The following is a 24,202-nucleotide window of genomic DNA, read 5'->3' as shown; positions in this document are numbered from 1 at the left end:
GCTTCATGGATCATTTATAACCATAGTAGGATTGATGCACATTCTACCGGACAACCGGAGATGCATCCTTGGATCAAGTTGTGATCCGAGGTGTGTCTCCGGTTGTTTTTTTATGAATCTAGGGAAGTGGGGGGCTGTAATTATGCAGTATAGAACACTGGGAAGAACCGGAGTTCAAGTGTCGGAGGTAAGTCTCGGGACGATGTCTTTCGGGCGCTGGATCGATGAGAGGGCTTCGGCCGCCGTATTGGATCAAGCGCTTGGTTCCGGCATCAATCTGATCGATACGGCTGACGTGTACGGCACGGGCATGGATAACGGAAACGTCAATCAGCTCGGGGAATCGGAAGAAATTCTGGGCAGGCTGCTGAAGGAGCGAAGACAGGACATTCTCCTGGCAACCAAGCTGCATAATCGCATCGGACCCGGCATCAATGACCAGGGCCAAAGCCGCTATCATATTTACCGTGCGCTGGAGAACAGTCTAGCCCGGCTCCAAACGGATTATATCGATCTCTATCAAGTACATCGGTTTGATGAGTTAACCCCGCTGGACGAGACGCTTGAGGCGCTTACGGATCTTGTACGGCAGGGGAAAGTGCGTTACATCGGCTGCTCGAACTATGCGGCTTGGCAGCTCGCCAAAGCCCACGGCATCAGTGCGCTGCATGGCCTTCGCCGGTTCGAAAGCGTACAGCCGGAATACAGTCTCATTACTAGAGAGATTGAACGCGAGCTGATTCCCTTTGCCCAGTCCGAGCAGGTCGGGGTTATCGTGTATAGTCCGCTCGGCCGGGGCATATTGTCCGGCAAATATCGGGCGGGCGAAGCTCCCCCAACGGACTCGCGCCTAGCTGCAGGCGAGCAGCGGTTACGATTGCTGCTGAACCAGCGGCATGCGCTTTCCATCGTGGAGGGGATCCGGCCGCTGGCCGAGCAGCGGGGATGGACGCTTCCGCAGTTCGCCCTGAATTGGGTGCTCAGCCGCCCTGGCATCACGTCAGCCATTGTCGGGGCATCGAAGCCAGAACACATCGCGGATACGCTGAAGCATTCGGATGAACGGCTGACAAAGGAAGAACTGCAGGAGATCGACCGCTTGACGGAGGAATCCCGCGGATAAAGCAGATATAACGCAAGTACCTATTCGGCATGATCATGATCAACCATAACCAATATGGATCAGGAAGGTGACACAACCATGAGTTCAAAACGTCGTCAATTGCATCTTGGATTGTTCTTATTCGGGACGGGCTATCATCCCGCGGGCTGGAGGCTGCCCGAAGGCAAAACGGACGGGGCTTACGATCCCCAGTTCCTGAAGGAGGTCGCCCAGAAGCTTGAAAAGGCCAAGTTCGATTTCTTTTTCCTGGGGGACCGATTGGCCACGAGCGCGGATATGCAGCATTTATTCCCTTCCCAAATGACGCGGCTGGAGCCGTTCACCATGCTGTCCTATCTGGCAGCGGCAACGGATAAAATCGGTTTGATCGGCACGGTGAACACCACCTATGCCGAGCCTTACAACATCGCACGCTTCACGGCATCGCTGGATCATCTCAGCCGGGGCCGGGCCTCATGGAATGTCGTGACAGGCTCCGATACGCGGGCTGCGCTGAATTTCAGCCGGGAGAAGCATTGGGATAACGCCAAGCGGTACGACTATGCCGAGGAATTCATCGAGATCGTCAGCGGGCTGTGGGACACCTGGGAGGATGACTCCCTTCCGCGGGACAAGGCAAGCGGCGTGTTCGCCGACGGCAGCAAGGTGCATGCCCTGGACCATGTCGGCGAGCATTTCTCCGTCGCCGGGCCGCTGAACATTCTGCGTCCGATACAGGGACAGCTTCCGCTGATCACGGCAGGAACCTCCCTGCGCAGCCAAATGCTGGCGGCCCAATACTCCGACATGGTCTTCACCGGAACGAACGTCAAAGAAGTCGCCGTGAAATTTTACAAGGAAGTGAAAGGGCGCCTGCCGGCGTATGGAAGGGAAGCTTCGGATTTGAAGGTCCTCCCCGGGCTGGTTCCGATCGTGGGCCGGACGGAGGAAGAAGCACGGGCCAAATATGCGGAGCTGAACGAACTGGTGGTGACCGATTTCGATCTGGGTCCCCTTTCGGATAAGATCGGAATCGACCTGAGGGGATATTCGCTGGAGGATCCGCTGCCTGACCTATCCGCTTCGGAAGCCGCACTGCACTGGACAGACTTGGCCAGAGGGGCGAACGGACGCGAGGATATTACGATCAGGGACCTGTTCTATTTCTTCACCGTCACGGTCCGCGGGCATCTGCTCGTGGTCGGCAGCGCGGAGCAGGTAGCGGATATCATCGAAGAGTGGTTCCGGGATGAAGCGGCCGACGGGTTCAATGTTTGCCCTCCCTATATGCCTGGCGGTCTGGATCTGTTCCTGGAGCTGGTTGTGCCGGAGCTTCAGCGCAGAGGCTTGTTCCGCACCGAGTATGAAGGCAGCACCTTCCGGGAGCATTTGGGACTGAGCCGCCCAAGGAACCGTTATGACCTGATTGCGGAGGGGTGAGCCGGATGGGAACGAGGAATGCCAAGAAATTCCCCGGCATCTGGGCAGGGCAGGGGGCATTGCTGCTGGTCATACTGGGGATCTGTGAGGTTCTGGTTCGCACGGAGACCGTCAGCAGCTTGTATCTGCCTGCGCCTTCCCAAGTATTCGGCGAACTACTCAAGCTGTTCGGTGACGGGGAGATCTGGAAGCACCTGTACGTCACATTGGCCGAGTTCGTTGCGGGCTACGGCATTGCGGCCATTGGCGGGCTCGTCGTCGGCATGGCTCTGGTGCTGATCCCATGGGCGGAGCGGTTCTTCCGGCCGTACCTTTCGGCGCTGATGGCGATTCCGAAGGTAACGATCGTCCCGCTGCTGGCGCTCTGGCTCGGGATCGGGATCACGCATAAAATATCGATTGTGTTCCTGTTTTGTTTCTTTACGATCACGGTCAATACGATGACCGGAATCAAACAGACGGCGGACAACCATCTGAAGGTCGCCAAAGTATTCGAGGCGACGCGCTATCAGACCATCATGAAGGTGATATTGCCATCGGCTGCGCCCACCATTTTTGCCGCTCTCCGAATTTCGGCCGCTACCGGACTGGTCGGGGCGCTGTTCGGGGAGATGCTGGCGTCGAAGGATGGCCTTGGCAATATTCTCGTGAAGGCGACATCGCTGTACAATACCGCGCAGGCTTTTGCCATTGTAGCGCTGGTTACCGTCGTATCCGTACTTATCATTTCATTGATCGATTTGTTGGAACGCAGCGTTTTTTTGAAATGGAAATCATCATAGACCATCGGGCAAAAGCACCACTACCAGGAGGAGAGAACCATATGAACAGAAGAGGAATACGTCCATACCTAATAGCACTTGCGGCGCTATGGCTGATCGCCATGACGGCCGGCTGCGCAAGCGGTCAAGATAACGGGAAGGAAGCGGCACCGTCCGCCGGGGACGGAGAGAGCGCGGCAGGCGCCAAGCTGGAGAAGATCCGGTATGCGCCGCTTAGCGGGGTCAGCGGACTGGCGGTGTCCTTCGGGGCGGAGAAGGGTTTCTTTGAGGAGGAAGGACTCGACGTCGAATTTATCACCACCAAGGACCCGATAGCCGGTCTGACCAGCAAGGACATTGACGTGGTCGACGTGGCCACGACGACGGCGATCGTGGCTGCGGGCAAGGGCGCTCCCGTCAAAATCGTCTCCTCCATGTTCCGGACCAAGGGGCCGTTCTACCTGATCGCCTCGCCGGAGATCCAGAAGGTGGAAGACCTGAAGGGCAAGAAGGTGGGCATCGCCGTGTTCGGCAGCGGCCTGGAGGTATATACGCAGGTCATCCTGAAGGAGCACGGATTGAGTCCGGACGATGTGACCTTCATTGCCAACAGCACGCATCAGGCTGCTTACGCGAGTCTGGAAACCGGACAGGTCGACGCCACCATCATTCATGAACCGTTCGCTTCTCTGGCTGAAAAGCAGGGAAAAGGCCATATCATCGCTACAGGCTGGGATTACCTGCCGACCTTCCACACCGGGGTGCTGGCGGCCCGCGACGGTATTCTGGAAGAGAAACCGGAATTGGTCGAGAAGCTGCTGCGAGCTTACTTCAAATCGCAGGAGTATGCGAAGAGCCATCCGGACGAGTTTAAGACTTACTATCTGAACAACATCGAGATCGATCCCGAGGTGCTGGATCTGGCGCTGAAGCGCGAAGAGGTGCTGTGGGAGAACAATCCGGACGTGGACATCAACGCGTTGAATGATACCCAGCAGATTCAGAAGGAGCTGGGCTTCCAGGATGAAATCTATAAGGTGGAGGATATTCTGGACCTCAGGTTTATTCCGAAAAAATAAAGTATGGCAGGAGGCGTTGCTATGTCCGGCTTTACGGTTGAAAATGTCTCGAAGGTCTATGGCGGCGATCTTCCAACGATCTCGCTTCAAAATATAAACCTGCAGGTGAGGGACGGCGAATTTCTGTGCATCCTGGGGCCGAGCGGCTGCGGAAAAAGCACGCTGCTGGAGCTGCTGGCGGGGTTGCAGCTTCCGACGGAGGGCGACATTTTGCTGGACGGCAAGAAGGTTCAGGGGCCTACGCGGAGCTCTGGGGTCGTATTCCAGGATGCATCCCTGTACCCGTGGCGCACCATTTCGCAGAACGTCGGCCTTGGGCTGGAGCTTGCCGGCATGAAAAAAGCGGAGCGGCAAACGCTCGTGGACAAATATCTGAGCATGGTCGGCTTGGAGGGATTCGGCTCGAAATATCCACATCATTTATCGGGAGGCATGCGGCAGCGAGCAGGGATCGCTAGAGCGCTCGTGAGCAGTCCCAACATCCTCCTGATGGACGAGCCGTTCGGCGCGGTGGACCATCTTACCCGGCTTCAGCTTCAGCAGGATCTGCTCCGCATATGGCAGGAGGAGCAGAAAACGGTGGTGTTTGTGACCCATGACGTATCCGAAGCCGTCTTTCTCGCAGACCGGGTCGTCCTGCTGTCCCCGCGCCCCGGGCGCATTCACCATATTTTCGACGTTCCCCATGAGCGTCCGCGCAAGCGGGAGGATGCCAGCCTCCTGAAGATTCAGAACGACATCTACGCTGCGATTTATGACGTCAAGACGGAAGAGGATTTGGAATTTACGATTTAAACGGCAGCTTGATATCAGAAGGGACGAGGAGCCTATGTCAAATATCGTAAACAAGGAATGGGTGCTGGAACAGCTGCAGTCGAATCCGGGTCAGCTTGTCGTTGCGGACGTCCGATTCAGCCCGGGCGATGCGAATTACGGCTACGAGGCTTATCAGCGCGAGCATGTGCCCGGTGCCGTATTCGTTGATTTGAAAAAGGATTTGACGGATTCTCCAGGCGAGCACGGCGGCCGGAGCCCCTTGCCGCATACGGAGGAGCTGGCCCGGAGGCTCGGCAAGCTCGGGATCGATGCGAGTAGGCCCGTCGTTGTCTATGACGATGACCTTCGCCCGGAAGGTGCGCGGTTATGGTGGATTTTGAAATACCTGGGCCACGGTTCGGCATATATATTGGATGGAGGATTCGCCGGCTGGAAGTCGGCCGGATATCCGCTCACCTCGATAAGAAGCGAGGCGGCTCAGCGCGTATTCCAGCCGAACGTGCGGGAGGAATGGCTGGCTGATGTGAATGAGGTGAGGGCAAAGATCGGCAAAACCGGCGTGACCCTGCTCGATTCAAGGGATTGGAAGCAGTTCACGGGAGAAACGGCACCACAGGATCCGGTGGCCGGACATATTCCGGGAGCGGCGCATGCCTATTGGAAGGACGGGATCGATGAAGACGGGACGCTAAAGGGAGCCGAGCGGCAGCGGGAGCGTTTTGCCGGGTTGTCCTTCGATGATGAAGTGATTGTATATTGCGGATCTGGGTTGTCGGCTTGCCCGAACGTGCTGGCTTTGCGGGAAGCCGGGTACCGCAAGGTGAAGCTGTACGCAGGCAGCTGGAGCGATTGGATCAGCTACAAGGACCATGAGATTGCCGCAGGTGAAGATTGATCATGGATCATGCTGAGACTGCCGCAAGTTAAGGTGCTTCTCGCAGGTTATCCCGACTTGACGTAAGGTTTATCGACGGTATAGTTGAAATCATAACCGTTCGAAATCGACATGCGGCAAGGGGGGTTAACAACCTTGATGGAATGTAAAAGTTTTATTGGCGCGCATGATGAACATTGGGAAGATGACGGCTTAAGAAGCCACCAGGAACTTGAGATTACGTTGATAATGGAAGGTAGCGGCCGCTTTTGCGCGCACGGCAGGGATGCGAGAGTGGAATCCGGGAACGTGGTTCTCATTCCGTCCGAGGTTCCCCATTCGTTCCACGCGTTGTCTCCTATACGCTTCGGCGTGCTTTTGGCAGACCGCATTCCGTCTGAGGTGAAGGAGCTGTTCGACAGGCTTATTCAGGATGGCCGCACTCGTATCATCGCCCTGTCCCGTCTGGATCGGGACCGTTATGAACGCTTGTTCCGCGAATGGCTGAGAATCCGTTCTGCTCCGTTGAAAGACCCGATACGGAATTATGCGGTCTGGGTGGAGCTGCTTTTATTGTTTCTTAACGAACACGCCCATTCCGATCATCAGGCGCTGTCCATCTCGTTCATCGGCGACTACATCCGGCAGCATATCCGGGATCCAATGCATGTCTCTACCCTGGCGGAAATGGCGGGGCTGTCCGAGGATGGCTTCCGCAAGCAGTTCGCCAAAATATACGGCATGACCCCGAAGCAGTACCAGCAGCAATGCCGGCTTGCGGAAGCGAAGTGGCTCTTAAGCTCCTCCGATAAAGACCTCCAGTCGCTTGCCGAATCGGTCGGCTTCTCCCAGCTTCACTCGTTCTCGCTCTGGTTCAAAAAAATGGAGGGCTGCCCCCCATCGGAGTGGAGAAACCGGCAGCGCCTATATCATCACTAACGCGCTTACGATAGCCTACCGCGGATGCAGACGGGTTTTGCGTAAATTTGGTTCGGTTTTCGGTAACGACTTCCTCTTCCGGATCCAATAGGATAAGGATACTTGAAGCGTAGGCGTTTCGCTTCAGGTTATCCTGACGGACAGAAAGGGAGGTTTGTTATGAAGGTGACCATCGGACAACGGGAATTGGAGTGGGGAGGTAAATACCTCACGGAATTAAGAGACTGCAATGACATGCTGGAGGATACGGTCGCGCTGCGAAACCGGCTGCAGGAGGATGGATATCTCCTGATTCGCGGTTTCCATAAGCGGGAACAGGTCTTGAACGCAAGAATGGAGTTCTTGAATAAACTCGGGGCCATGGGCAGGCTGGATCCCCATGCCCTTGGCGAAGACGGGATCATCGGATCGGAGAACAAGGGCGGAATGTGGGGCGGCAGTACCGAGGAATTGAAGCCGGATTTCCCCCAGTTTTTGGACGTTGTCAATTCGCCAGCGGTGCTGGACTTCTTTGGACGATTGCTGGGCGGAGCCGCGATGACATACGACTACAAGTGGCCGCGCGCCGTCGCTCGCGGAGGCAATACCGGCGCTCATTACGATGTTGTGTATATGGGTAGAGGCACGAAGGATTTGTACACTATGTGGACGCCGTTTGGGGATATCCCTCTTGAAATGGGAACGTTGGCGATGTGTCTCGGGTCCCAGCATTTTACGAAAATCAAGATGACCTACGGGGAAATGGACGTTGATCGTGACAATGTTGCCACGGGCTGGTTCTCCGAGGATCCCGTCGAGATTGTGGACCGTTACGGCGGGCAATGGGCGACGACCGCTTATGAAGCCGGAGACGCCATTATATTCGGAATGTATATGATGCACACCTCGCTGAACAACAGCACCAACCGTTACCGAATCAGCGCGGATACCCGTTATCAGCTTGCATCCGATCCGGTGGATGAGCGATGGATCGGCCGCAAACCCAAAGGTCATTATGCTTGGGGGCGCACACCGCAGAAGTCTGTAGCCGAAGCCCGCAAGGAATGGGGAGTATAAGAGTTCTAATGGCTTAAACTCAGATTTGCAAATAGAGTACATCGCAAAAAAGAACATAAAGCTCGTCGACCAGATCACTGGAGGCATGGCCATGAAGCCGTGCCTCTTTGTTATTTTTATGCGGTGAAGGCAGGCGTATCATGCTCCGCATGTTGCATTTGGCAGGAAGCATTTTATTTGAGGCGGGAGGGATTTCATGTGAAGGAGATGGTCTTCGAGCATGCCAATATGAAGTACGGCATACCTTCGGACATGGAAAGAAAGGGCGGAATCTGGATTCTCCGTGCAGGCCGGAGTTTGGCCAGGCCCAACTACAGCGTCGGCCCCAAAATATCCGAGAACTATGCGCTGCATTTTGTCCTGAACGGGAAAATCTCGCTGGCATTCGGGGATAAGGTGGTTACGTTGTCGGCAGGAGATGCCTTTTGCCTGTTTCCTCATACGAGGTACAGTTATTGGGAACCGAACGGCGATCCCGAACCGACGCTGCGCATGCAGTGGATCGTCTTGGACGGAGAAGCAGCGGAGAGCGCATTGACCCGAATCGGGCTGCACCCCTCCACGCCCTTTCTGCATAACGTGATGAAGGGCGGGCTGCAGGCGGTGCTGGATCAAATTTACGGGTGCGTGGATGACGATACCATCGGTCACGAGTTTGGACGGCAGAAGCGGTTGTATCAGCTGTTTGAACTTTTGGCTGCCGCTCCGGCCAAAAGAGAAACGAAACCGAACTGGCTCGAACAAAGCGTGCACTACATGGATTCCCACTACATGGAAGGGATCACGGTGACGGATGTGGTCCATCAAGCCGGCGTGCACCGGACGCATCTGTACTGCGAATTCATTCGGGTGCATGGCATCAGTCCGAGCCATTATTTGATGAAGCTGCGGATGGAGCGGGCAGCGGTTCTGCTGACCGAAACCGACGTGTCCGTGACGGAGGTGGCGTTCTCGCTGGGATATTCCAATCTCCACACGTTTTCGAGAGCATTCGCTAAGTATTATCGCATATCGCCTACTTCGTATCGGCTGCAGCATGCGCCGGTACCAATGTAGTCTAGTTGAGTAGGAAAGGGTATGCATCAAGACTGTGACAGGGAGAAGCCCGCAAGACCTGTTGCAGTCTTTTTCGCTTGTATAGGCAGCAAGTGCCGTTAAATAGTGTCGTTTTATCCTTGGAATGGCTAAGATTTCCAGATCTTTTGCATGTAGGATAGAATTGATCAACCATCCTTGGTGGCTATCACATCCATTTTGATGAAGGGAGGAGTTAAAACGATCAGGGCTTACGGGGAGCACGGTATCTTTGTTCTTGCATCCTATTATTACATTTCAAGAAAGAGGTGTTATTCATGAAAAAGCTAAGTGTGTTCAGAAAGAAAATGACGACAATGCTTATGGCTGGCAGCTTGTTATGCGGATTGTTGGTACCGATTCAAGCGTCGGCTGCCGACGTTGCATTTAATGAGCCGCTGAACGGCAAGAACCCTAATCTGTTTTATACTTCCGACGGCTGGGCGAACGGCCCGGATTTCGGGGTGGGCTGGAAGGCGGCAAACCAGGAGTTCTCTAACGGAATTATGGCTTTACGGCTTGACAATGCGGGATGTCCTGCGAGCTGCTCGGGCAAATCCTATGCTTCCGGTGAATATGCGACACATCTGAAGTACGGCTACGGCCGGGTTGAAGCGCGGATCAAAGCGGCTAAGGGAACGGGCTTGGTGACGAGCCTCTTTACGTATTCCGGTCAAGCCACAGGCACGTCCAATGACGAAATCGATATTGAAATTCTGGGGAAGGACACTACGAAGATGGAAACGAATTATTTTACGAATGGCGTAGGCCAGCACAGCACCGTCATTGATTTGGGGTTTGACGCCTCACTTGATTTTCATAACTATGCGTTCGAATGGTCACCATCATCCATCAAGTGGTACGTAGACGGCCAACTGGTCCATACGGAGAATGGCTCCCGCGGGGCGCTCCCGACGAGTCCGGGCCATATCATGGTTAATCTGTGGTCAGGGTCAGGACCGGCTGAGATATGGACCGGAACATTCAATTACCCGGGTTCGCCGATACGCGCGTACTATGACTGGATCAAATTCACGCCGGCCAACTAGTTTATCGGGAATTCAGCCGATGATTTTATCAGGTATGTTGGAGTTTCTTTGATGAGCATCCGCTCAGTGTTCTGGAATCATCGCACCAACAACAAGCTGCCCCAGGTCAGAAATGACATTTGGGGCAGCTTTTTATTTACAACTATGGAATATAGATGATAGAGTTTTTTACAACAAATGTATGGATGCAACGCTTACAAAAAAATATCGGTTATGGAGGGATTTATCATGCCATCGATCATGCGGGAAGAAGCGATACCGAAGGAAAAAGTAATATTAGCCAAGAATTATCCGATTTTTGTCGCCGATACGATTGGCGTGACCAGCCCCTATCAGAAGCTTCATTGGCACAACGTGCTGGAGATAAATTACATTAAATCCGGTATGGGTTACTACATCATCAACGGGCAAAAATTTGAATTCCAGCAAGGGGATGTGCTTCTCATCAACTCGAATGATCTTCACTGCGCTTACGAGACGAAGGATCTGGTCATGACTGTCATTTCATTTGATTCGACTTGGTTTATCCATAACCTCCGGTTCGATCCGGAACTGTTCAGCCCGTTCCGCGAGATGGGCAAACATTACATGAACCTGATCCCCCGCGACCATCCGGCCATGGGGAAGCTGCGTTCGCTGCTGTTTGAGCTGCAGGAGGAGCATGTGGGGGAACAGCGGTCTTACGCTACGGTCGTGTACTCGCTTCTGCTCCAATTCCTGGCCACCGTAAACCGGCAGTGCCGGATCGAAGGGGAGGGCGGAAGCGAACCCAGCATCAGCGAACGGCAGCTGGAGAAAATGCGTCAAGTCATCATGGTGATGGAGCAAAATTTCGCTCACCCCTGGACGCTGGAGGAGTTGGCTTCCCTGGTCTATCTCAGTCCTTCCAGGTTCAGCGAAATATTCAAGCGCGCGGTCGGCATGCCGCCCCTCTTGTACCTGATCCACATTCGCCTGGAGCAGGCGGTCACAATGCTGGAAGGAGGCCATATGAAAGTGATGGACGTCGCCCTGGAATGCGGCTTCCGCACGCTGACCAATTTTAATCGTCTGTTCAAAAAGCACATCGGCATGACGCCGAAGGCTTCACAAAAGCAACATTCCTAAAAACCAGTGAAATAGTGCTGGTTTTTGCTTGTTTTAGCAGAGAAATGAGCCTGGTCAGGCGATACAATAAAGTGGCAAGCATCTCAAGAATGTGTCAATAAACCTAACACAAAATAAAAAGGGGGAGATGCCAATGCCGCAAATCGGGATCGACAGCAGGGCGGAGACACATGTGAAGAAAGGGCGCTTGCGCCGCTTTCTGAAGCAATGGGATATACAGCTGATGGTGCTTCCGGCCATGATGTTCATTCTGGTTTTCAGCTACATTCCCATGTACGGGGTACTCATGGCGTTCCAGGACTACAGTCTGTTCAAGGGCTTTCTGAACAGCCCATGGGTCGGCTTCAAGCATTTTGAAATGTTTTTTGGAGCGCCGGAGTTTTGGACCATTATGCGGAATACCCTGGTCATCAGCTTGTTGAAGCTGTGCATCGGGTTCCCGGCGCCGATCCTGCTCGCACTGATGCTCAATGAGGTTGGGCGGCATTCCTTCAAACGGATCGTCCAGACAATCAGCTATCTGCCTCACTTCTTGTCGTGGGTCATCGTCTCGGGCTTTGCGATCTCCATTCTGTCCACGGACAACGGCAGTCTGAACATTTTGCTGCAGAAGCTGAGCCTGATCGATGAACCGATCAATTTTCTGTCGGAGCCGAAGTACTTCTGGAGCATCCTGACGGTAACGAATGTGTGGAAGGAGATCGGTTTTTCCTCCATTGTGTATTTGGCGGCCATTGCGGGCATTAATCCCCAACTGTATGAAGCGGCTTCAATTGACGGTGCGAGCCGTCTGAAGCAGATCATCTCCATCACTATTCCGTCCATTATGCCGATCATCGTTGTGTTCTCGATTTTGGCGATCGGCAACTTCCTGAATGCCGGTTTTGAGGACATTTTGCTGTTGGCTGGCAATCCGGTATTGCGGGATGTCAGCGACGTGCTGGACACGTACGTCTACCGGATTGGCATTCAGAACAGCCGATTCTCCTACGCTACGGCGGCGGGTCTATTCAAGGCGATCATCAGCGTATTGTTGTTGGCCGGAGCCAACTACTGGGCCCGACGGTCGGGGAACAGCCTATGGTAGGGCAGAAAGGGGAGAGATGCATATGAGGCTGTCAAACGGAGATCGGGTATTCGTTGGGTTCATCTACGGCTCTTTGGCATTGCTGGCATTTATCGCGCTGTACCCATTCTGGAACGCTGCCGTCATCTCGTTTAACTCGGGGACCGACACGATGCAGGGCGGCATTACGTTCTGGCCGCGCGAATTTACGCTGGAGAATTACCGCGTAGTGTTCAAGGACGAGCGCCTCATTGACGGGTTCGTCATTTCGGTGCTCCGCACGGTGACCGGTACTTTTCTCTCCATTGTAGCAACCGCCATATTCGCTTATGGCATATCCAAACGCGAGTTGATGGGCCGGAATTTTTATATGATCACCTGCATCGTGACGATGTACTTCAGCGGCGGACTCATTCCGAATTATTTGCTTATTCGGGAGCTGGGCCTGATGAATTCGTTCTGGGTTATGGTCGTACCAGGCATCATCAGCGTGTGGAATATGATTATATTCCGGACGTTCTTTAAGGGCATTCCGCCCGGCCTTGAGGAGTCGGCCCATATCGACGGTTCCTCGAACTGGGGCGTATTCTTCCGAATCGTGCTTCCGCTATCGGGACCGGTCATTGCGACGCTGTCGTTGTTCACGGCCGTGTATCATTGGAATGATTGGTTTGCGCCAAGCATTTACATATCCAACACGGATCTGCTGCCGATACAGACGAAGCTTCAGCAGATCCTCAATGCCAATATCATGATGGAACAGATGCAGAACATGGATGCCGCGGCGCAGGGCCGGATGAGCGCGATGAAGGCCGTTACGACCAAGTCCTTGTCCATGGCGACCATGATGGTGGCAACCGTCCCGATCCTGTGCGTATACCCGTTCGTTCAGAAGTATTTTGTGAAGGGCGTATTAATCGGTTCTTTGAAGGAGTAATTCACCAGCCATCTTGCCAAGGGTTTGAAGCGGCAGCTTTGACCATAGATGAATCATGAAGGGAGCACTTGGAATGAAAAAAAGGGGAAAAAGGCTTCTATCCGCATGGTCAGTCACGCTTGTCATCATTATGGCTTTAACGGGATGTTCGGGTTCGGGAGGGAATGCCGCAAGCCCGGAGAAGGAAGGCCCAAGCTCGCAAAACAATGAGAAACCAGCCGGAGAGGATACCTTTGTGCTGGGAGAGAAGCCGCTGGAATTCTCGTTCTATGGCCACTATGACTGGTATACGATGCCGGATTGGGGCGCGGATCTTGCAACCAAGTGGATCCAGGAGAACAAGAAGGTCAACGTGGTTCCGGTCAGCTCCGGCGGCGTTGCCAAGAACAAGCTCAGTACGATGATCGTGTCGGGGGAGCTGCCGGATGTCATATGGATGGAACGGGGCGCGGAGGTCGAGAAGCTGCGTGCCGAGGGCATGCTGGTGCCGTTCGACGATTATCTGGATAAATACCCGAATCTGAAAAAATGGGCCGGGGAGTCCACACTTGATTTGCTTCGCTCGCCGGACGGAAAGCTTTATCAATTCCCGAACTGGTATACAACGCAGCCGAACGGCAATGCCGGCTATCTCGTCAATAAAAAGATATACGAGGAGCTTGGATCGCCAAAACTGGAAACGCCGGATGATCTGTACGCCTATTTGAAGCAAGTGAAGGCAAAGTATCCGGATGTCGTTCCTCTTGAGGTTGGCCAATCGGCAGCGGGCGTGGACATCATGGTATCTGCTTTTGCCGAGAACCGCCCGTATACGTTCAACAGTATGATCGCTGTACCTCAGGGGGATCAACTCGTGTCGCTGTTTACGGATCCCGTTTATCGCGAGCTGCTTCAATACATGAGCCGATTGTACCGCGAGAAACTCATTACGCAGGATGCCTTCACGCAGAAGCTGGAGCAAGTCGAGCAGAAGATTCTGAGCGGCAACGTAGCGGTTTATGTAGCCTCCAGCCCGACCGAGTTCGGTTCCAAGGGCAACAATTTGCTGAAGGCGCAGGACCCGGATGCCGGTTACATCATGATATGGCCGGTACACAAGGAAGGATTGGATCGCGACAAGATTTTCCCGGGCGATTACAAGCAGCTAGGCTGGAATGTCAGCGTCATCACGCAAGCGGCGAAAGATCCGGAAGCTATCTTTGCATTCCTGGATTGGTTCACCGGTCCCGAGGGCCAGCGGACGATCATGTGGGGACCTGAAGGCTTGTACTGGGACGGGACGGACGAAGAGGACATGCCGCTGTTCACCGATAAATTCACCAGCGATGCGAAGGGGCGCGATGAGTTGATGAACGCCACGGTGAACTTCCAGTGGAACGGCAACACGGTGTATGTCGACAATTCCAAGATGAAATTCGAATCCACGCTGCCGCCGGAGAAGCGGAACTTTGAAACGTATTGGCAATCGGAGATTACCTGGAAGACGCAGATGAACACGACGGAGTACGTCAACCTCGATCCGGCAGGCGATTCCGAGGAGGGCATAATTGCGCAGCGCGTGTTCGAAATTTATGAGCAGGCCAGAGCCAAGGCGATCAGCTCGGCCTCCTCGGATCAGGAAGTGCTCTCGCTTCTGGATAAGGCAGAGGCAGATGCGCAAAAAGCGGGTTACGACAAGCTATTACAGTACAAAACAGCAAAATGGCAGGAGAATAAGCAGAAGATGAAAGCATCGAAATAAACGTCGCGGCGAAGCCGTCCATTCCTTCAGGGGCTAGCGGAATATGCGCTGGCATTCGCTGGGCAGGACGGCTTTATGAGCCGGGCATCATAGGAGAGATCATACTTGAATTACTACTTGGGAGTCGACGGCGGAGGAAGCAAGACGCTGGCAGTCGTGGCGGACGGGACAGGACGAATCGCTGGAAAGGGAATGGGCGGCTGCGGCAACCATCAGCTTGGCGCAGCGCGTGCGGAAGCAAGCATCAGGCAGGCCGTTGAAGAGGCGCTTGGGCAGGCGGGACTCGGGCGAGAAGACATCGCCTGCGCGTCGTTCGGGCTGGCGGGAGCCGACCGCGAGGCGGATTTCCGCATTTTGCGGCCCATGATCGGCGCCATGGGCTTCAAGAAACACCATATCGCCTGCGATACCGTCATTGCCATGAGAGCCGGCACAAGACAGAGGGACGGCGTTGTCCTTATATGCGGAAGCGGGACGAACGGTTATGGCGTCAATTCGGCAGGCGAGGAGATTCAGATCGGAGGATTCGGTTATGCGTTCGGCGATTTCGGCGGAGGCGCTGACCTGGCCGTTGAGGTGTTTCGGACGGTCGTTCGTTCCTGGGAGGGCCGCGAGAAGCCGACTTCATTGACGCCGCTCACGCTGGATGCGCTTAGGTTCGGCAGCGTGGAAGAGATGTTTCATCGATTTTTGGACGAGGGCAGAAGGGCGCCGCATACACTGGCGAGACTGCTGTTTCAAGCCGCACCCGCCGATGAAGCTGCAAGAGAGATATTGGAAAGGCAAGGCATGGAGCTGGGGAAGGTCGCCAGCGCGGTGATTCGTAAGCTCGGCATGGGAAATGACGCCTTCGATGTCGTGCTGGCCGGCAGCGTCCTGACCCGGGGAGAAAGGGATTATGTCGTTCCGTATATCGAGTCTCAGGTTCTTGCGGCAGCCCCGAATAGCCGGGTGCGTATATTGGCCCTTGAGCCCGCAGCGGGTGCCGTCCTGCTCGCAATGGATGAGAACGGCGTGGTTCCTGGCACGGCCGTGTATGAACAATTGCAGCATGAGCTTGCCGTGAAGGAGAGGAATGTGGAATGGGCACTGGATTGAAGGTTGCTGTTATCGGGGGCGGATCCTCGTATACCCCCGAGCTGATTGAAGGTTTCATCCGTCATTATGAGTCGTTTCCGGTGACGGACATCGTCCTCGTGGATATCCCGGAAGGCCGCCGTAAGCTCGAAATTGTAGGCGGTCTGGCCCAGCGGATGATTGAGCAAAGCGGATTGCCGATTCGCATTACGTTGACCTTGGACCGCCAGGAAGCACTGAGGAATGCCCATTATGTATCGACTCAGATGCGAGTCGGACTGCTGGAGGCCAGAGGCTGGGACGAAACGATCCCCCTGAAATACGGGATGCTCGGACAGGAAACGACAGGAGCAGGCGGCATGATGAAGGCTCTGCGGACGATACCTGTGCTATTGGATATATGCAAGGACATGGAGGCATTATGTCCGGATGCCTGGCTGCTGAATTTCACCAATCCTGCCGGGATGGTAACGGAAGCCGTCATGAAGCACTCCGGCATCCGCTCCATCGGCTTGTGCAACTCCCCCATCGCCGCTTACAAGTGGTTGTCCGGGCTTTACGAGGTGCCGGTCGAGCGAATCTACTGCGAGTTTGCCGGATTGAATCATCTGCACTGGATCAGCCGGATCGTGGTCGATGGAGTGTCGAAGCTGGAAGAGCTGCTGGCAACGGGAGGGAGCTACTCAGCTCGCAACGTGCCGCAGCTTGCCTGGAACGATACGCTGATTCGGGCGATGGGCGCGATTCCGTCCTATTATTTGAAATATTATTATCTCCACCGCGAGATGCTGGAGGAGCAGCAGGCTGCCGCGGCCAGAGGAGAGACAAGAGCCGAGACGGTCCAGCGTCTTGAGGACGAGCTGTTTGAGATTTACAAGCGGCCGGAACTTGCGGAAAAGCCGCAGCAGCTTGAGCAGCGCGGCGGCGCTTATTACTCCGAGGCGGCTGTCAATCTGATGAAGGCCATTCATACGGATAGCGGGGAGATTCAAACATTGAACGTAATGAACGGTGACACGCTGGACTTCCTGCCGGCCGATGCCAGTATCGAGGTGAACTGCGTCGTGACGAAGAATGGCGCGGTGCCGGTACCTGTCGAGCGAGTGCCGGTTGCGGCGATCGGCCTGATCCAAGCCGTGAAGACCTACGAGAGCCTGGCCATCGAGGCGGCGGTCACGGGAAGCAGGGAGAAGGCGCTGCTAGCGCTCAGCGCGCATCCGCTCATCGATTCCGTTGGTGCCGCGGAAGCGATGCTGGATGAGATGCTGGAGCGGAACCGTTCGTTTTTGCCGCGATTTTTCCAAAAGGACAAGGGCTAGGAAGCCAAATGAAGCCGACAAATTATTGTAACGCATATCATTTTTCAAGCGTCCATGCAGCCTGCCGTGATTTTGTTCCATCTGGGAAACGTCATATATGCTAGAATGGGATTAAGTTAATTTCAGGAGGCGTTCGAGATGAAAACAACAATCGTTCACGGGCAAACTTATATGGGGATTAGCGCATAATTGCCCTTAAACTGCGTGCTTCCCCGCCTATGAAAAGGGGAACAACGATTTGAAAACATGGATCTTACAGCAGTACGATTACCACGTATGGGCAAACCGGAAGGTTTGCGAATATTTGCAGGGGCTTTCGGAAGAGGCATACCGCAAGGAGATTGTCAGCGTCTTTCCATCCATTTATGACACGATGGTGCACATCTATGTCATTGATTCCGGCTGGCTGTCGTTCTTTAACGCGGGCGGAGTCACGGAAATGTCGCCTGCGTACTTGGAGAGTCTGAAGGATTCGATTGCTCGGTTGGTTGCGGAAACGGAAGGCAAGCGCATCGAAGAACTGGGCCAGCTAATGGACGATCTGGCGGCGCGCTTCCGGTTGTTTATCGAACAGCACGAGAATCTGGACGCCATCTATCCGTCCGGAGATTTTAGAGCCAGCTGCCTGGATTATATCCAGCATATAATTAATCACGGGACCTATCATCGGGGGAACGTAACAGCCATGCTCCGGCAAATCGGACATCCCGGCACGCCTACCGACTATGGCTATTATTTGTATACGTTAAGCCATTAAGCGTTCATGATTCAAAATGGAAAAGAGCCCGGAACATCGCGTTCCGGGCTCTTCTTTATGGGTCCGAATCACGCCTAGTCGGTTGTTGCGTTTCGGATCACGGACACGCTCGATTCCCTGACGATAAGCCGCGGCTCGAATTGCACGCGCTCGTATTGGCCGGTCTTTTGCTCGCGAAGCCGCTTCAGCAGCAATTCCGTCGCAAGCCGGGCTACTTCATCGCCCATGATGGACACCGAACTGATCTGCGGCGTCGTGACGGTGGTCCATGCATTGTTATCGATGCCGACGACCGCCACATCGTCGGGAACCCGAACCTTCAGCTCCTTAAAACGGTTGACGATGCCGATGGCAACCATATCGTTAACCGCGTAGATGGCATCCGGCATATGCTTCAGGCCATAAAAATAGTCCGCCGCGCGAACCCCCGTCTCAAACGAGAAGTCCTCCCCGAAATAGACAAGGGACGGATCGACTTTCTGCAGCGACTGCTCATAAGCCCAGTACCGCTCTTCGATTTTATCCTTGGGCGCACCGGCATAGGCGATTCGGCTCCGCCCGATTTTCAGCAGATGCTCCATGACAAGCCTGCCCTCCTGGCGTGCGAGGCCGACGATATCGGCTCTGTACTCTTCACCCAGTTGTTTTCCGTAATTAATGATGGAGACGGGGAGGCTCGATTTGTTGATGAGGTCGCCAAGCGTTTTGGGATAAGCCAGCGGCATGATAATCAGGCCGTCCACGTGCAGTTTTTTGATATCCCTGACGATTTCCAGCTCGTTCCGTGCATTTCCGGCCGTATTGATCTGAACGACCCGATAGCCGTGCTGTTTGGCGGTCTGCTCGACCGACCAGGCGATTTCCGGGATGATCGCATTTCGGATGTCAGGCACGGCCAAGGCGATTTGATTCGTCTGCCGGACCTTCAGGCTTTGGGCCGATGTATCTGGACTAAAGCCGATTTCTTCGATCACCTGCATGATCCGTGCTTTCGTTTTCGGACTGATGCCTTTGCTGTCGTTGATGGCCCGGGACACGGTTGCGATACCGACGCCCGCTTGTTTGGCGACATCTTCGATCGTTACTTTTTTGGGGTTCACCATATTCGATAAATTCCTCTCTATATCGGAAACGTTTCCTGTGTATGTGCGAATACAAGATGGGATTGGAGCCATTAACTATATTATAACATTAAGCTCGTCTCTCCATCACGGGATTCGCAGGGGAACAACTGGAACAAGCAAGCGATGCTGCATCAATCGCTGCATTTCCATGGAAAAGGCAGGGGAACGGCAGTCTGTAGTTGTCCATGACATTTCATACATTTTCGTGGAACGGGTTTGACAGATTGTCAAAACTGTGACATATTTGATTTCGGAAACGTTTCCTATTTCATTTTTATTTTTTCGAACCTATAAGGAGATGAAGACGATGCAAGCATTGCGCTGGCATGGAGTAAAGGACCTGCGTTTGGAGACGATCGCGGAGCCGCAAGCTACGAACGGAAAAGTGAAAATCAAGGTCGAGTGGTGCGGGATTTGTGGCAGTGATCTGCACGAATACGTGGCCGGGCCTATATTTATACCTGAGAATACGCCTCACGCCCTTACCGGAGAACAGGCTCCGGTGGTTATGGGACATGAGTTTTCCGGCCAGGTTGTAGAGGTTGGCGAAGGCGTTACGAAATTCAAGGTTGGCGACCGCGTGGTTGTAGAGCCTGTCTTTGCATGCGGATCATGCGAAGCTTGCAGACAAGGGAAATACAATCTGTGCGACAAAATGGGCTTTCTCGGGCTCGCCGGCGGCGGTGGCGGTTTCTCCGAATATGTCGCTGCGGATGAGCACATGGTTCATAAAATCCCGGACAGCGTTTCTTATGAACAGGGAGCTCTGGTGGAACCTTCGGCAGTCGCGCTGTACGCCGTGCGCCAAAGCCAGCTAAAGGCTGGGGATCGGGCGGTCGTATTCGGTGCCGGGCCGATCGGCCTGCTTGTCATCGAAGCATTGAAGGCGGCGGGAGCATCCGAGATTTACGCCGTGGAGCTGTCCCCGGAACGCAAGCAGAAAGCCGAGGAATTGGGGGCTATCGTCATTGATCCGAAGGCCTGCGAAGTGGTAGAAGAGCTTCATCGCCGTACCGGTGCCGGAGTCGATGTGGCATTCGAGGTGACCGGAGTTCCGCCGGTTCTCACCCAAGCGATCAACTCGACGAAGATCGGCGGACAGATTATGATTGTCAGCATCTTCGAAACCTCCGCTCCGATCGTGCCGAATGACATCGTGATGAAGGAACGTAACATTACCGGAATCATCGGCTACCGCGACGTATTCCCGGCTGTGATCAGCCTGATGGAAAAAGGCTTCTTCCCGGCGGATAAGCTGGTCACCCAGCGGATCAAACTGGATGAGGTTATCGACCGGGGCTTTGAGGCCCTGCTCAAAGAGAAAAACCAGGTGAAGATCCTGGTGAGCGCTCACTAATATCGAAGCTGCATGGCTTATGAAAGACCGCGTAACGCGGTCTTTTTTTCATTGGATGTTTGCTAATAAGATATCAAACTAGTCAATTGCATTCCATGGATTCCATGAGATTACATATATAACCAAATCTGATATACTCATAGAGTATTTTATCCAGGTATAGACAAATAAATCGAGTGGAGGGATTGGATGAATCAGAAGAGTTTGTTATCGGTTCGCAATATCCACAAAACCTATGATGGAGACGGATTTAAAGTTCAAGCGCTAAAGAATGTTTCGTTTGGGCTGGCGGAGGGCGAATTGGTGGCGATTATGGGAACCAGCGGCTCCGGTAAAAGCACCCTGCTTAACATTATCAGCTCCTTGGACACCCCGAGCTCAGGCAGCATCGAGTTAAAGGGAGAGGTCATGGACCATATCTTCGCGGAACCTCATGCAACCCGCTACCGACGAGAAAATATCGGTTTTGTATTTCAATCTTTTCATTTATTGAATGATTTAAGCGTAGAAGAGAACATGGCGATTCCCTTGATCTTGCAAAGGGCATCGGAGGCGGAGATTCAGCACAAAGTCCAGGACATGCTCACTCTGCTTGGACTTGCGAGCTGGAGGAAGAAACGGCCTGTTCAGCTGTCAGGGGGACAGCAGCAGCGGGTAGCCATCGGCCGGGCGCTGATTACGAATCCGCCGCTGCTGCTGGCAGACGAGCCTACCGGCAATCTGGATTACAATACCTCAAAGGAAATTCTTGAAGCTTTGGTGGAGATGAGAAGCGCCTTCAATCAAAGCATGATTATAGTAACGCATGATCCGAATGTAGCGGTCTATGCCGATCGGGTGTTATTTTTCCATGACGGTCAAATCGTGGATCAGTATGAGAGCGACGGAGAACGGAAGATAGAGCCGATATTGAACATATTCAAGAAGATGATGGAGTTATCCGCATGATTCATTCCCTACGAGGCATGGCCCTTCGTATACTGGCCCGTAACAAGTCGATTCTGTCCTTTTCCGTGATTAGCATAAGTTTGGCCGTGTTTCTGATGATCACGATGTCTTCATTCATGGCGAATGCCAACCGTTCCATAGACCACGAAGTGAAGTTGCAGTATGGCGATGTCGATATGGTGGTGGGATACACTAACGAAGTGGATCATGAGACATCAAATCAACGCATTATGGATTTAATGCAGTCCACAGGCGGGGTACGACAGGCCTCTCCGGTCATGCTGTCCCAGATGTTCGTTAATGATTTTGCTGCACCTGTAGCCGTTGCCGGTATTGAGGATGATGCGTTGTCGATGAGCCGATATCATTTCACAGCATATCCGGGACGCGAGGAGTTGATTCTGAACGAGTCGCTTGCAGAGGAGTTACAGCTGCGGGTGGGCAGTCGGATGAAGGTTGAAGGGAAAGCGTACACAGTCACGGAGATCATTGGCGATCCGGTTGCCGCTGCAGGTACCACATCGGATCTGCTGCTTATGAACCGGGAGGAAGTCAGGCAGATTAAGGCTGCAGGAGCCCAGCATGATGCGGTGTCAAGTTATGTGATGGTGCAGGCAGCGGATGATACCGACCTGCTGGTTCTGAGTGAGCAATTACAAGAGCTGGAGCCCGGGCTAACGATCGAGATTGCCGCGGAGAATTCAACATTAAAGGCGGGCTTGTCTATCTTGGGCAATTACATCCTGGTCATCTCGGTCCTGATTGTTATGGTCATCTCCCTGTTGATCGTGTCCAATTTCGAAGGCATGCTGCATAAATACCGCTTCCAATTCGCCGTTCTCAGGTCTATGGGCGCGCAAACCGAACAGTTGTTTAAGATGGTGTTCATCCAATGCACGGTTACGAATGGGCTCGGTGTTCTGAGCGGCTTGCTGGTATCCCTACTAGGTTACACTTACATTATCCCATGGATATCCGGACTGTTTCTGGTTCCGCTGACGGATAGCCGTTTTGATGTTGGAGTTGCGACGATGGTAGCGGTGGCAAGCTTTATCATCCTGGAGTTATTTATGTTGATTCCTGCTTACAGAAGCACCAAGATACTGCCACTTAAGATGCTGGAGATGAACCAGAATACCGATTTTAAAGGGCGGAAGGGACGAAAAACATTAGGGAAAGTGCTGATGGCGGCCTGCCTGTTTTTCATCCTCTTTGGGATCGCATTCTCGGGTACGCCGTCAGCTAACGCGGAGTTAAGCTTTTTAATGGGATTTCTATTGTTCGTATGGTCCGTGTTTACGATGGTTCCCGTATACCTTCCCGGTGTGTTGGCTAAGGTGTCGCCTGTGTTGAAGCTGCTAGGGGGGCGAGTTTCTTATGTTGCTGTCAAAAATCTTGTGCCGCAGGTCAAGAAAAACACCTTCGTTATTCTGACGATCAGCCTTGCCATGATGATTGCCGTCATCGGCTCATCTCTTCTGAATACGATACAGCATAACGAACGGAATTATATCAAGACGCAGTATGCCACGGATATTCAGGTAGTCGACCGGCTGGAGAACTCGTCATCGATTGACCCAGAACAATTAAAGCAGCGGATTTTGGAATTGGAGGGGATACAGGAAGTCAGCACTGTCAGCAGATTAAGCCCTGCCAAACAGGGACAAGACGATAGGGTTATCGACTATGCGTTGGCTGATTTGGACTCGTTGGCGGCTCAGCGGCTGCTGCCGAAAATTTCGGAGGTAGGGAATGCCGTTATCGTATCCAACCATTACGCTGACGAACATGCGCTAAGCATCGGCGACACGATTGCTTTGTCGGTATACCAAGAAGAGGATCCGGAGAACTTCAAAAATGCCGGAACATTGACGGTAGCGGCCATTACGGAGCCATTCCAACAGGCGGATATGTACATCGACTGGTCGAATAGCGCCTTCCATACAAAGTTTACGGTATTCGGAACCGCTTATGTAACGCCGGAGAATGAGCATGCGGCCTTGAAGCAGCTGCAAGGTATCAAGGGGCAGTTTCCAACGGTCAATATCAGCAGTTACGCCGAAGCTTTGGAGAATTCAAGCAATATGTACACGCGGGTATGGTCCTTTTTCCTAAGTGCTATCATTGTGATTATGCTAAGTGTTACCATCGGCGTATTTAATTCCCTGATTAACAACATCTATAGTAAGCGTAAAGAATTTGCGGTATTACGGGCCATTTCCGTGGACAAAAAGGGTCTTGTTCAGATCATTCTATCGCAGGTGCTGCTGTACCTATGTATCGGTATGATTGTGGGGATTTCGCTCGGGATCGTTCTGCTGTATGCATTTAGGCTGATTGACCCGGCACCTGTCCATATTCATGCAACATTCGTAACTGCGATCATGGGAATCATGCTGACACTGGCATTAGCCGTATTCATTCCATATGCCAGGAGCCTTGCGAACAAAAAGATTGCGTCCGAGCTGAATCATAGCCACGTATAGCGGTTGTACCAGCAATTGGCTGGGAGTAGGTCACACAGGCAATTTAATATTCAAGCTCTGACGCATGATACAAAAGAACGGCGATTTCCTCCTGCATGGACAGGAAGGCGATCGCCGTCTTTTTTGTTAAAC

General features: G+C 53.4%; 21 protein-coding genes. 20 read left to right on the top strand and 1 reads right to left on the bottom strand.

The features are described from left to right. The first annotated feature begins 142 nt into the window (after positions 1-142). The 17 genes from MHH82_RS25430 (at position 143) to MHH82_RS25350 (ending at position 18,155) form a co-directional block, all read left to right on the top strand. Positions 143-1,123: an aldo/keto reductase gene (locus MHH82_RS25430; RefSeq protein WP_251498207.1), complete on the top strand. Its 981-nt coding sequence runs from the start codon at positions 143-145 to the stop codon at positions 1,121-1,123. Positions 1,124-1,201: 78 nt separating this feature from the next. Further along, positions 1,202-2,542, top strand: coding sequence for an LLM class flavin-dependent oxidoreductase (locus MHH82_RS25425; RefSeq protein WP_340968407.1), 1,341 nt, complete (start codon positions 1,202-1,204; stop codon positions 2,540-2,542). Positions 2,543-2,547: 5 nt separating this feature from the next. After that, positions 2,548-3,324: an ABC transporter permease gene (locus tag MHH82_RS25420; protein WP_251498201.1), complete on the top strand. Its 777-nt coding sequence runs from the start codon at positions 2,548-2,550 to the stop codon at positions 3,322-3,324. 41 nt (positions 3,325-3,365) lie between these two features. Further along, a complete protein-coding gene (locus tag MHH82_RS25415) occupies positions 3,366-4,382 on the top strand; it encodes an ABC transporter substrate-binding protein (protein WP_015737072.1) in 1,017 nt (338 codons plus the stop codon). Between the two features lie 21 nt (positions 4,383-4,403). Continuing rightward, positions 4,404-5,177, top strand: coding sequence for an ABC transporter ATP-binding protein (locus MHH82_RS25410; RefSeq protein WP_015737071.1), 774 nt, complete (start codon positions 4,404-4,406; stop codon positions 5,175-5,177). A gap of 34 nt (positions 5,178-5,211) precedes the next feature. After that, positions 5,212-6,054 (top strand): sulfurtransferase, encoded by an 843-nt coding sequence (locus MHH82_RS25405; protein WP_251498198.1) that lies wholly within the window; start codon positions 5,212-5,214, stop codon positions 6,052-6,054. 138 nt (positions 6,055-6,192) lie between these two features. Further along, positions 6,193-6,972, top strand: coding sequence for a helix-turn-helix domain-containing protein (locus tag MHH82_RS25400; RefSeq protein WP_251498921.1), 780 nt, complete (start codon positions 6,193-6,195; stop codon positions 6,970-6,972). Between the two features lie 159 nt (positions 6,973-7,131). Further along, a complete protein-coding gene (locus tag MHH82_RS25395; protein WP_251498195.1) occupies positions 7,132-8,028 on the top strand; it encodes a phytanoyl-CoA dioxygenase family protein in 897 nt (298 codons plus the stop codon). Positions 8,029-8,235: 207 nt separating this feature from the next. After that, positions 8,236-9,084: an AraC family transcriptional regulator gene (locus MHH82_RS25390; RefSeq protein ID WP_260871419.1), complete on the top strand. Its 849-nt coding sequence runs from the start codon at positions 8,236-8,238 to the stop codon at positions 9,082-9,084. Positions 9,085-9,380: 296 nt separating this feature from the next. Then, positions 9,381-10,151 carry a beta-glucanase gene (bglS, locus tag MHH82_RS25385; protein ID WP_015737066.1) on the top strand — a complete coding sequence of 257 codons (771 nt, stop codon included), beginning with the start codon at positions 9,381-9,383 and terminating at the stop codon, positions 10,149-10,151. Positions 10,152-10,379: 228 nt separating this feature from the next. Then, on the top strand, positions 10,380-11,258 hold the full coding sequence (locus MHH82_RS25380; protein ID WP_015737064.1) for an AraC family transcriptional regulator: 879 nt from the start codon (positions 10,380-10,382) through the stop codon (positions 11,256-11,258). A 133-nt stretch (positions 11,259-11,391) separates the two neighbouring features. Further along, positions 11,392-12,345 carry an ABC transporter permease gene (locus MHH82_RS25375; RefSeq protein ID WP_145036885.1) on the top strand — a complete coding sequence of 318 codons (954 nt, stop codon included), beginning with the start codon at positions 11,392-11,394 and terminating at the stop codon, positions 12,343-12,345. Between the two features lie 22 nt (positions 12,346-12,367). Beyond that, on the top strand, positions 12,368-13,261 hold the full coding sequence (locus tag MHH82_RS25370; RefSeq protein ID WP_015737062.1) for a carbohydrate ABC transporter permease: 894 nt from the start codon (positions 12,368-12,370) through the stop codon (positions 13,259-13,261). A gap of 73 nt (positions 13,262-13,334) precedes the next feature. Then, positions 13,335-15,002 (top strand): ABC transporter substrate-binding protein, encoded by a 1,668-nt coding sequence (locus tag MHH82_RS25365; RefSeq protein ID WP_015737061.1) that lies wholly within the window; start codon positions 13,335-13,337, stop codon positions 15,000-15,002. Positions 15,003-15,107: 105 nt separating this feature from the next. Then, positions 15,108-16,100: an N-acetylglucosamine kinase gene (locus MHH82_RS25360; protein ID WP_015737060.1), complete on the top strand. Its 993-nt coding sequence runs from the start codon at positions 15,108-15,110 to the stop codon at positions 16,098-16,100. Then, positions 16,085-17,398 carry a 6-phospho-beta-glucosidase gene (locus tag MHH82_RS25355; protein WP_015737059.1) on the top strand — a complete coding sequence of 438 codons (1,314 nt, stop codon included), beginning with the start codon at positions 16,085-16,087 and terminating at the stop codon, positions 17,396-17,398. The genes MHH82_RS25360 and MHH82_RS25355 overlap by 16 nt, the downstream gene beginning before the upstream one ends. Positions 17,399-17,636: 238 nt before the next feature. Beyond that, positions 17,637-18,155: a DinB family protein gene (locus tag MHH82_RS25350; RefSeq protein WP_015737058.1), complete on the top strand. Its 519-nt coding sequence runs from the start codon at positions 17,637-17,639 to the stop codon at positions 18,153-18,155. A 74-nt stretch (positions 18,156-18,229) separates the two neighbouring features. On the opposite strand, the gene MHH82_RS25345 is transcribed toward MHH82_RS25350, so the two are convergent. Beyond that, entirely contained in the window at positions 18,230-19,258 is a 1,029-nt protein-coding gene (locus tag MHH82_RS25345; RefSeq protein WP_145036898.1) for a LacI family DNA-binding transcriptional regulator, read from the bottom strand. A 328-nt stretch (positions 19,259-19,586) separates the two neighbouring features. On the opposite strand from MHH82_RS25345, the gene MHH82_RS25340 reads away from it, so the two are divergent. The 3 genes from MHH82_RS25340 (at position 19,587) to MHH82_RS25330 (ending at position 24,070) form a co-directional block, all read left to right on the top strand. Next, positions 19,587-20,636, top strand: coding sequence for a 2,3-butanediol dehydrogenase (locus MHH82_RS25340; RefSeq protein WP_340968401.1), 1,050 nt, complete (start codon positions 19,587-19,589; stop codon positions 20,634-20,636). Between the two features lie 189 nt (positions 20,637-20,825). After that, positions 20,826-21,584 (top strand): ABC transporter ATP-binding protein, encoded by a 759-nt coding sequence (locus MHH82_RS25335; protein ID WP_340968399.1) that lies wholly within the window; start codon positions 20,826-20,828, stop codon positions 21,582-21,584. Then, the gene (locus tag MHH82_RS25330; RefSeq protein WP_340968397.1) at positions 21,581-24,070 is read left to right on the top strand and encodes an FtsX-like permease family protein; all 2,490 of its coding nucleotides are present in this window, start codon (positions 21,581-21,583) and stop codon (positions 24,068-24,070) included. Before MHH82_RS25335 ends, MHH82_RS25330 begins: the two co-directional genes overlap by 4 nt. Positions 24,071-24,202 lie beyond the last annotated feature (132 nt).

The sequence above is a fragment of the Bacillus sp. FSL K6-6540 genome, assembly GCF_038007545.1.
Note: the sequence above shows the minus strand (reverse complement) of the source record. Positions and strands in the feature narration are given on the sequence as shown.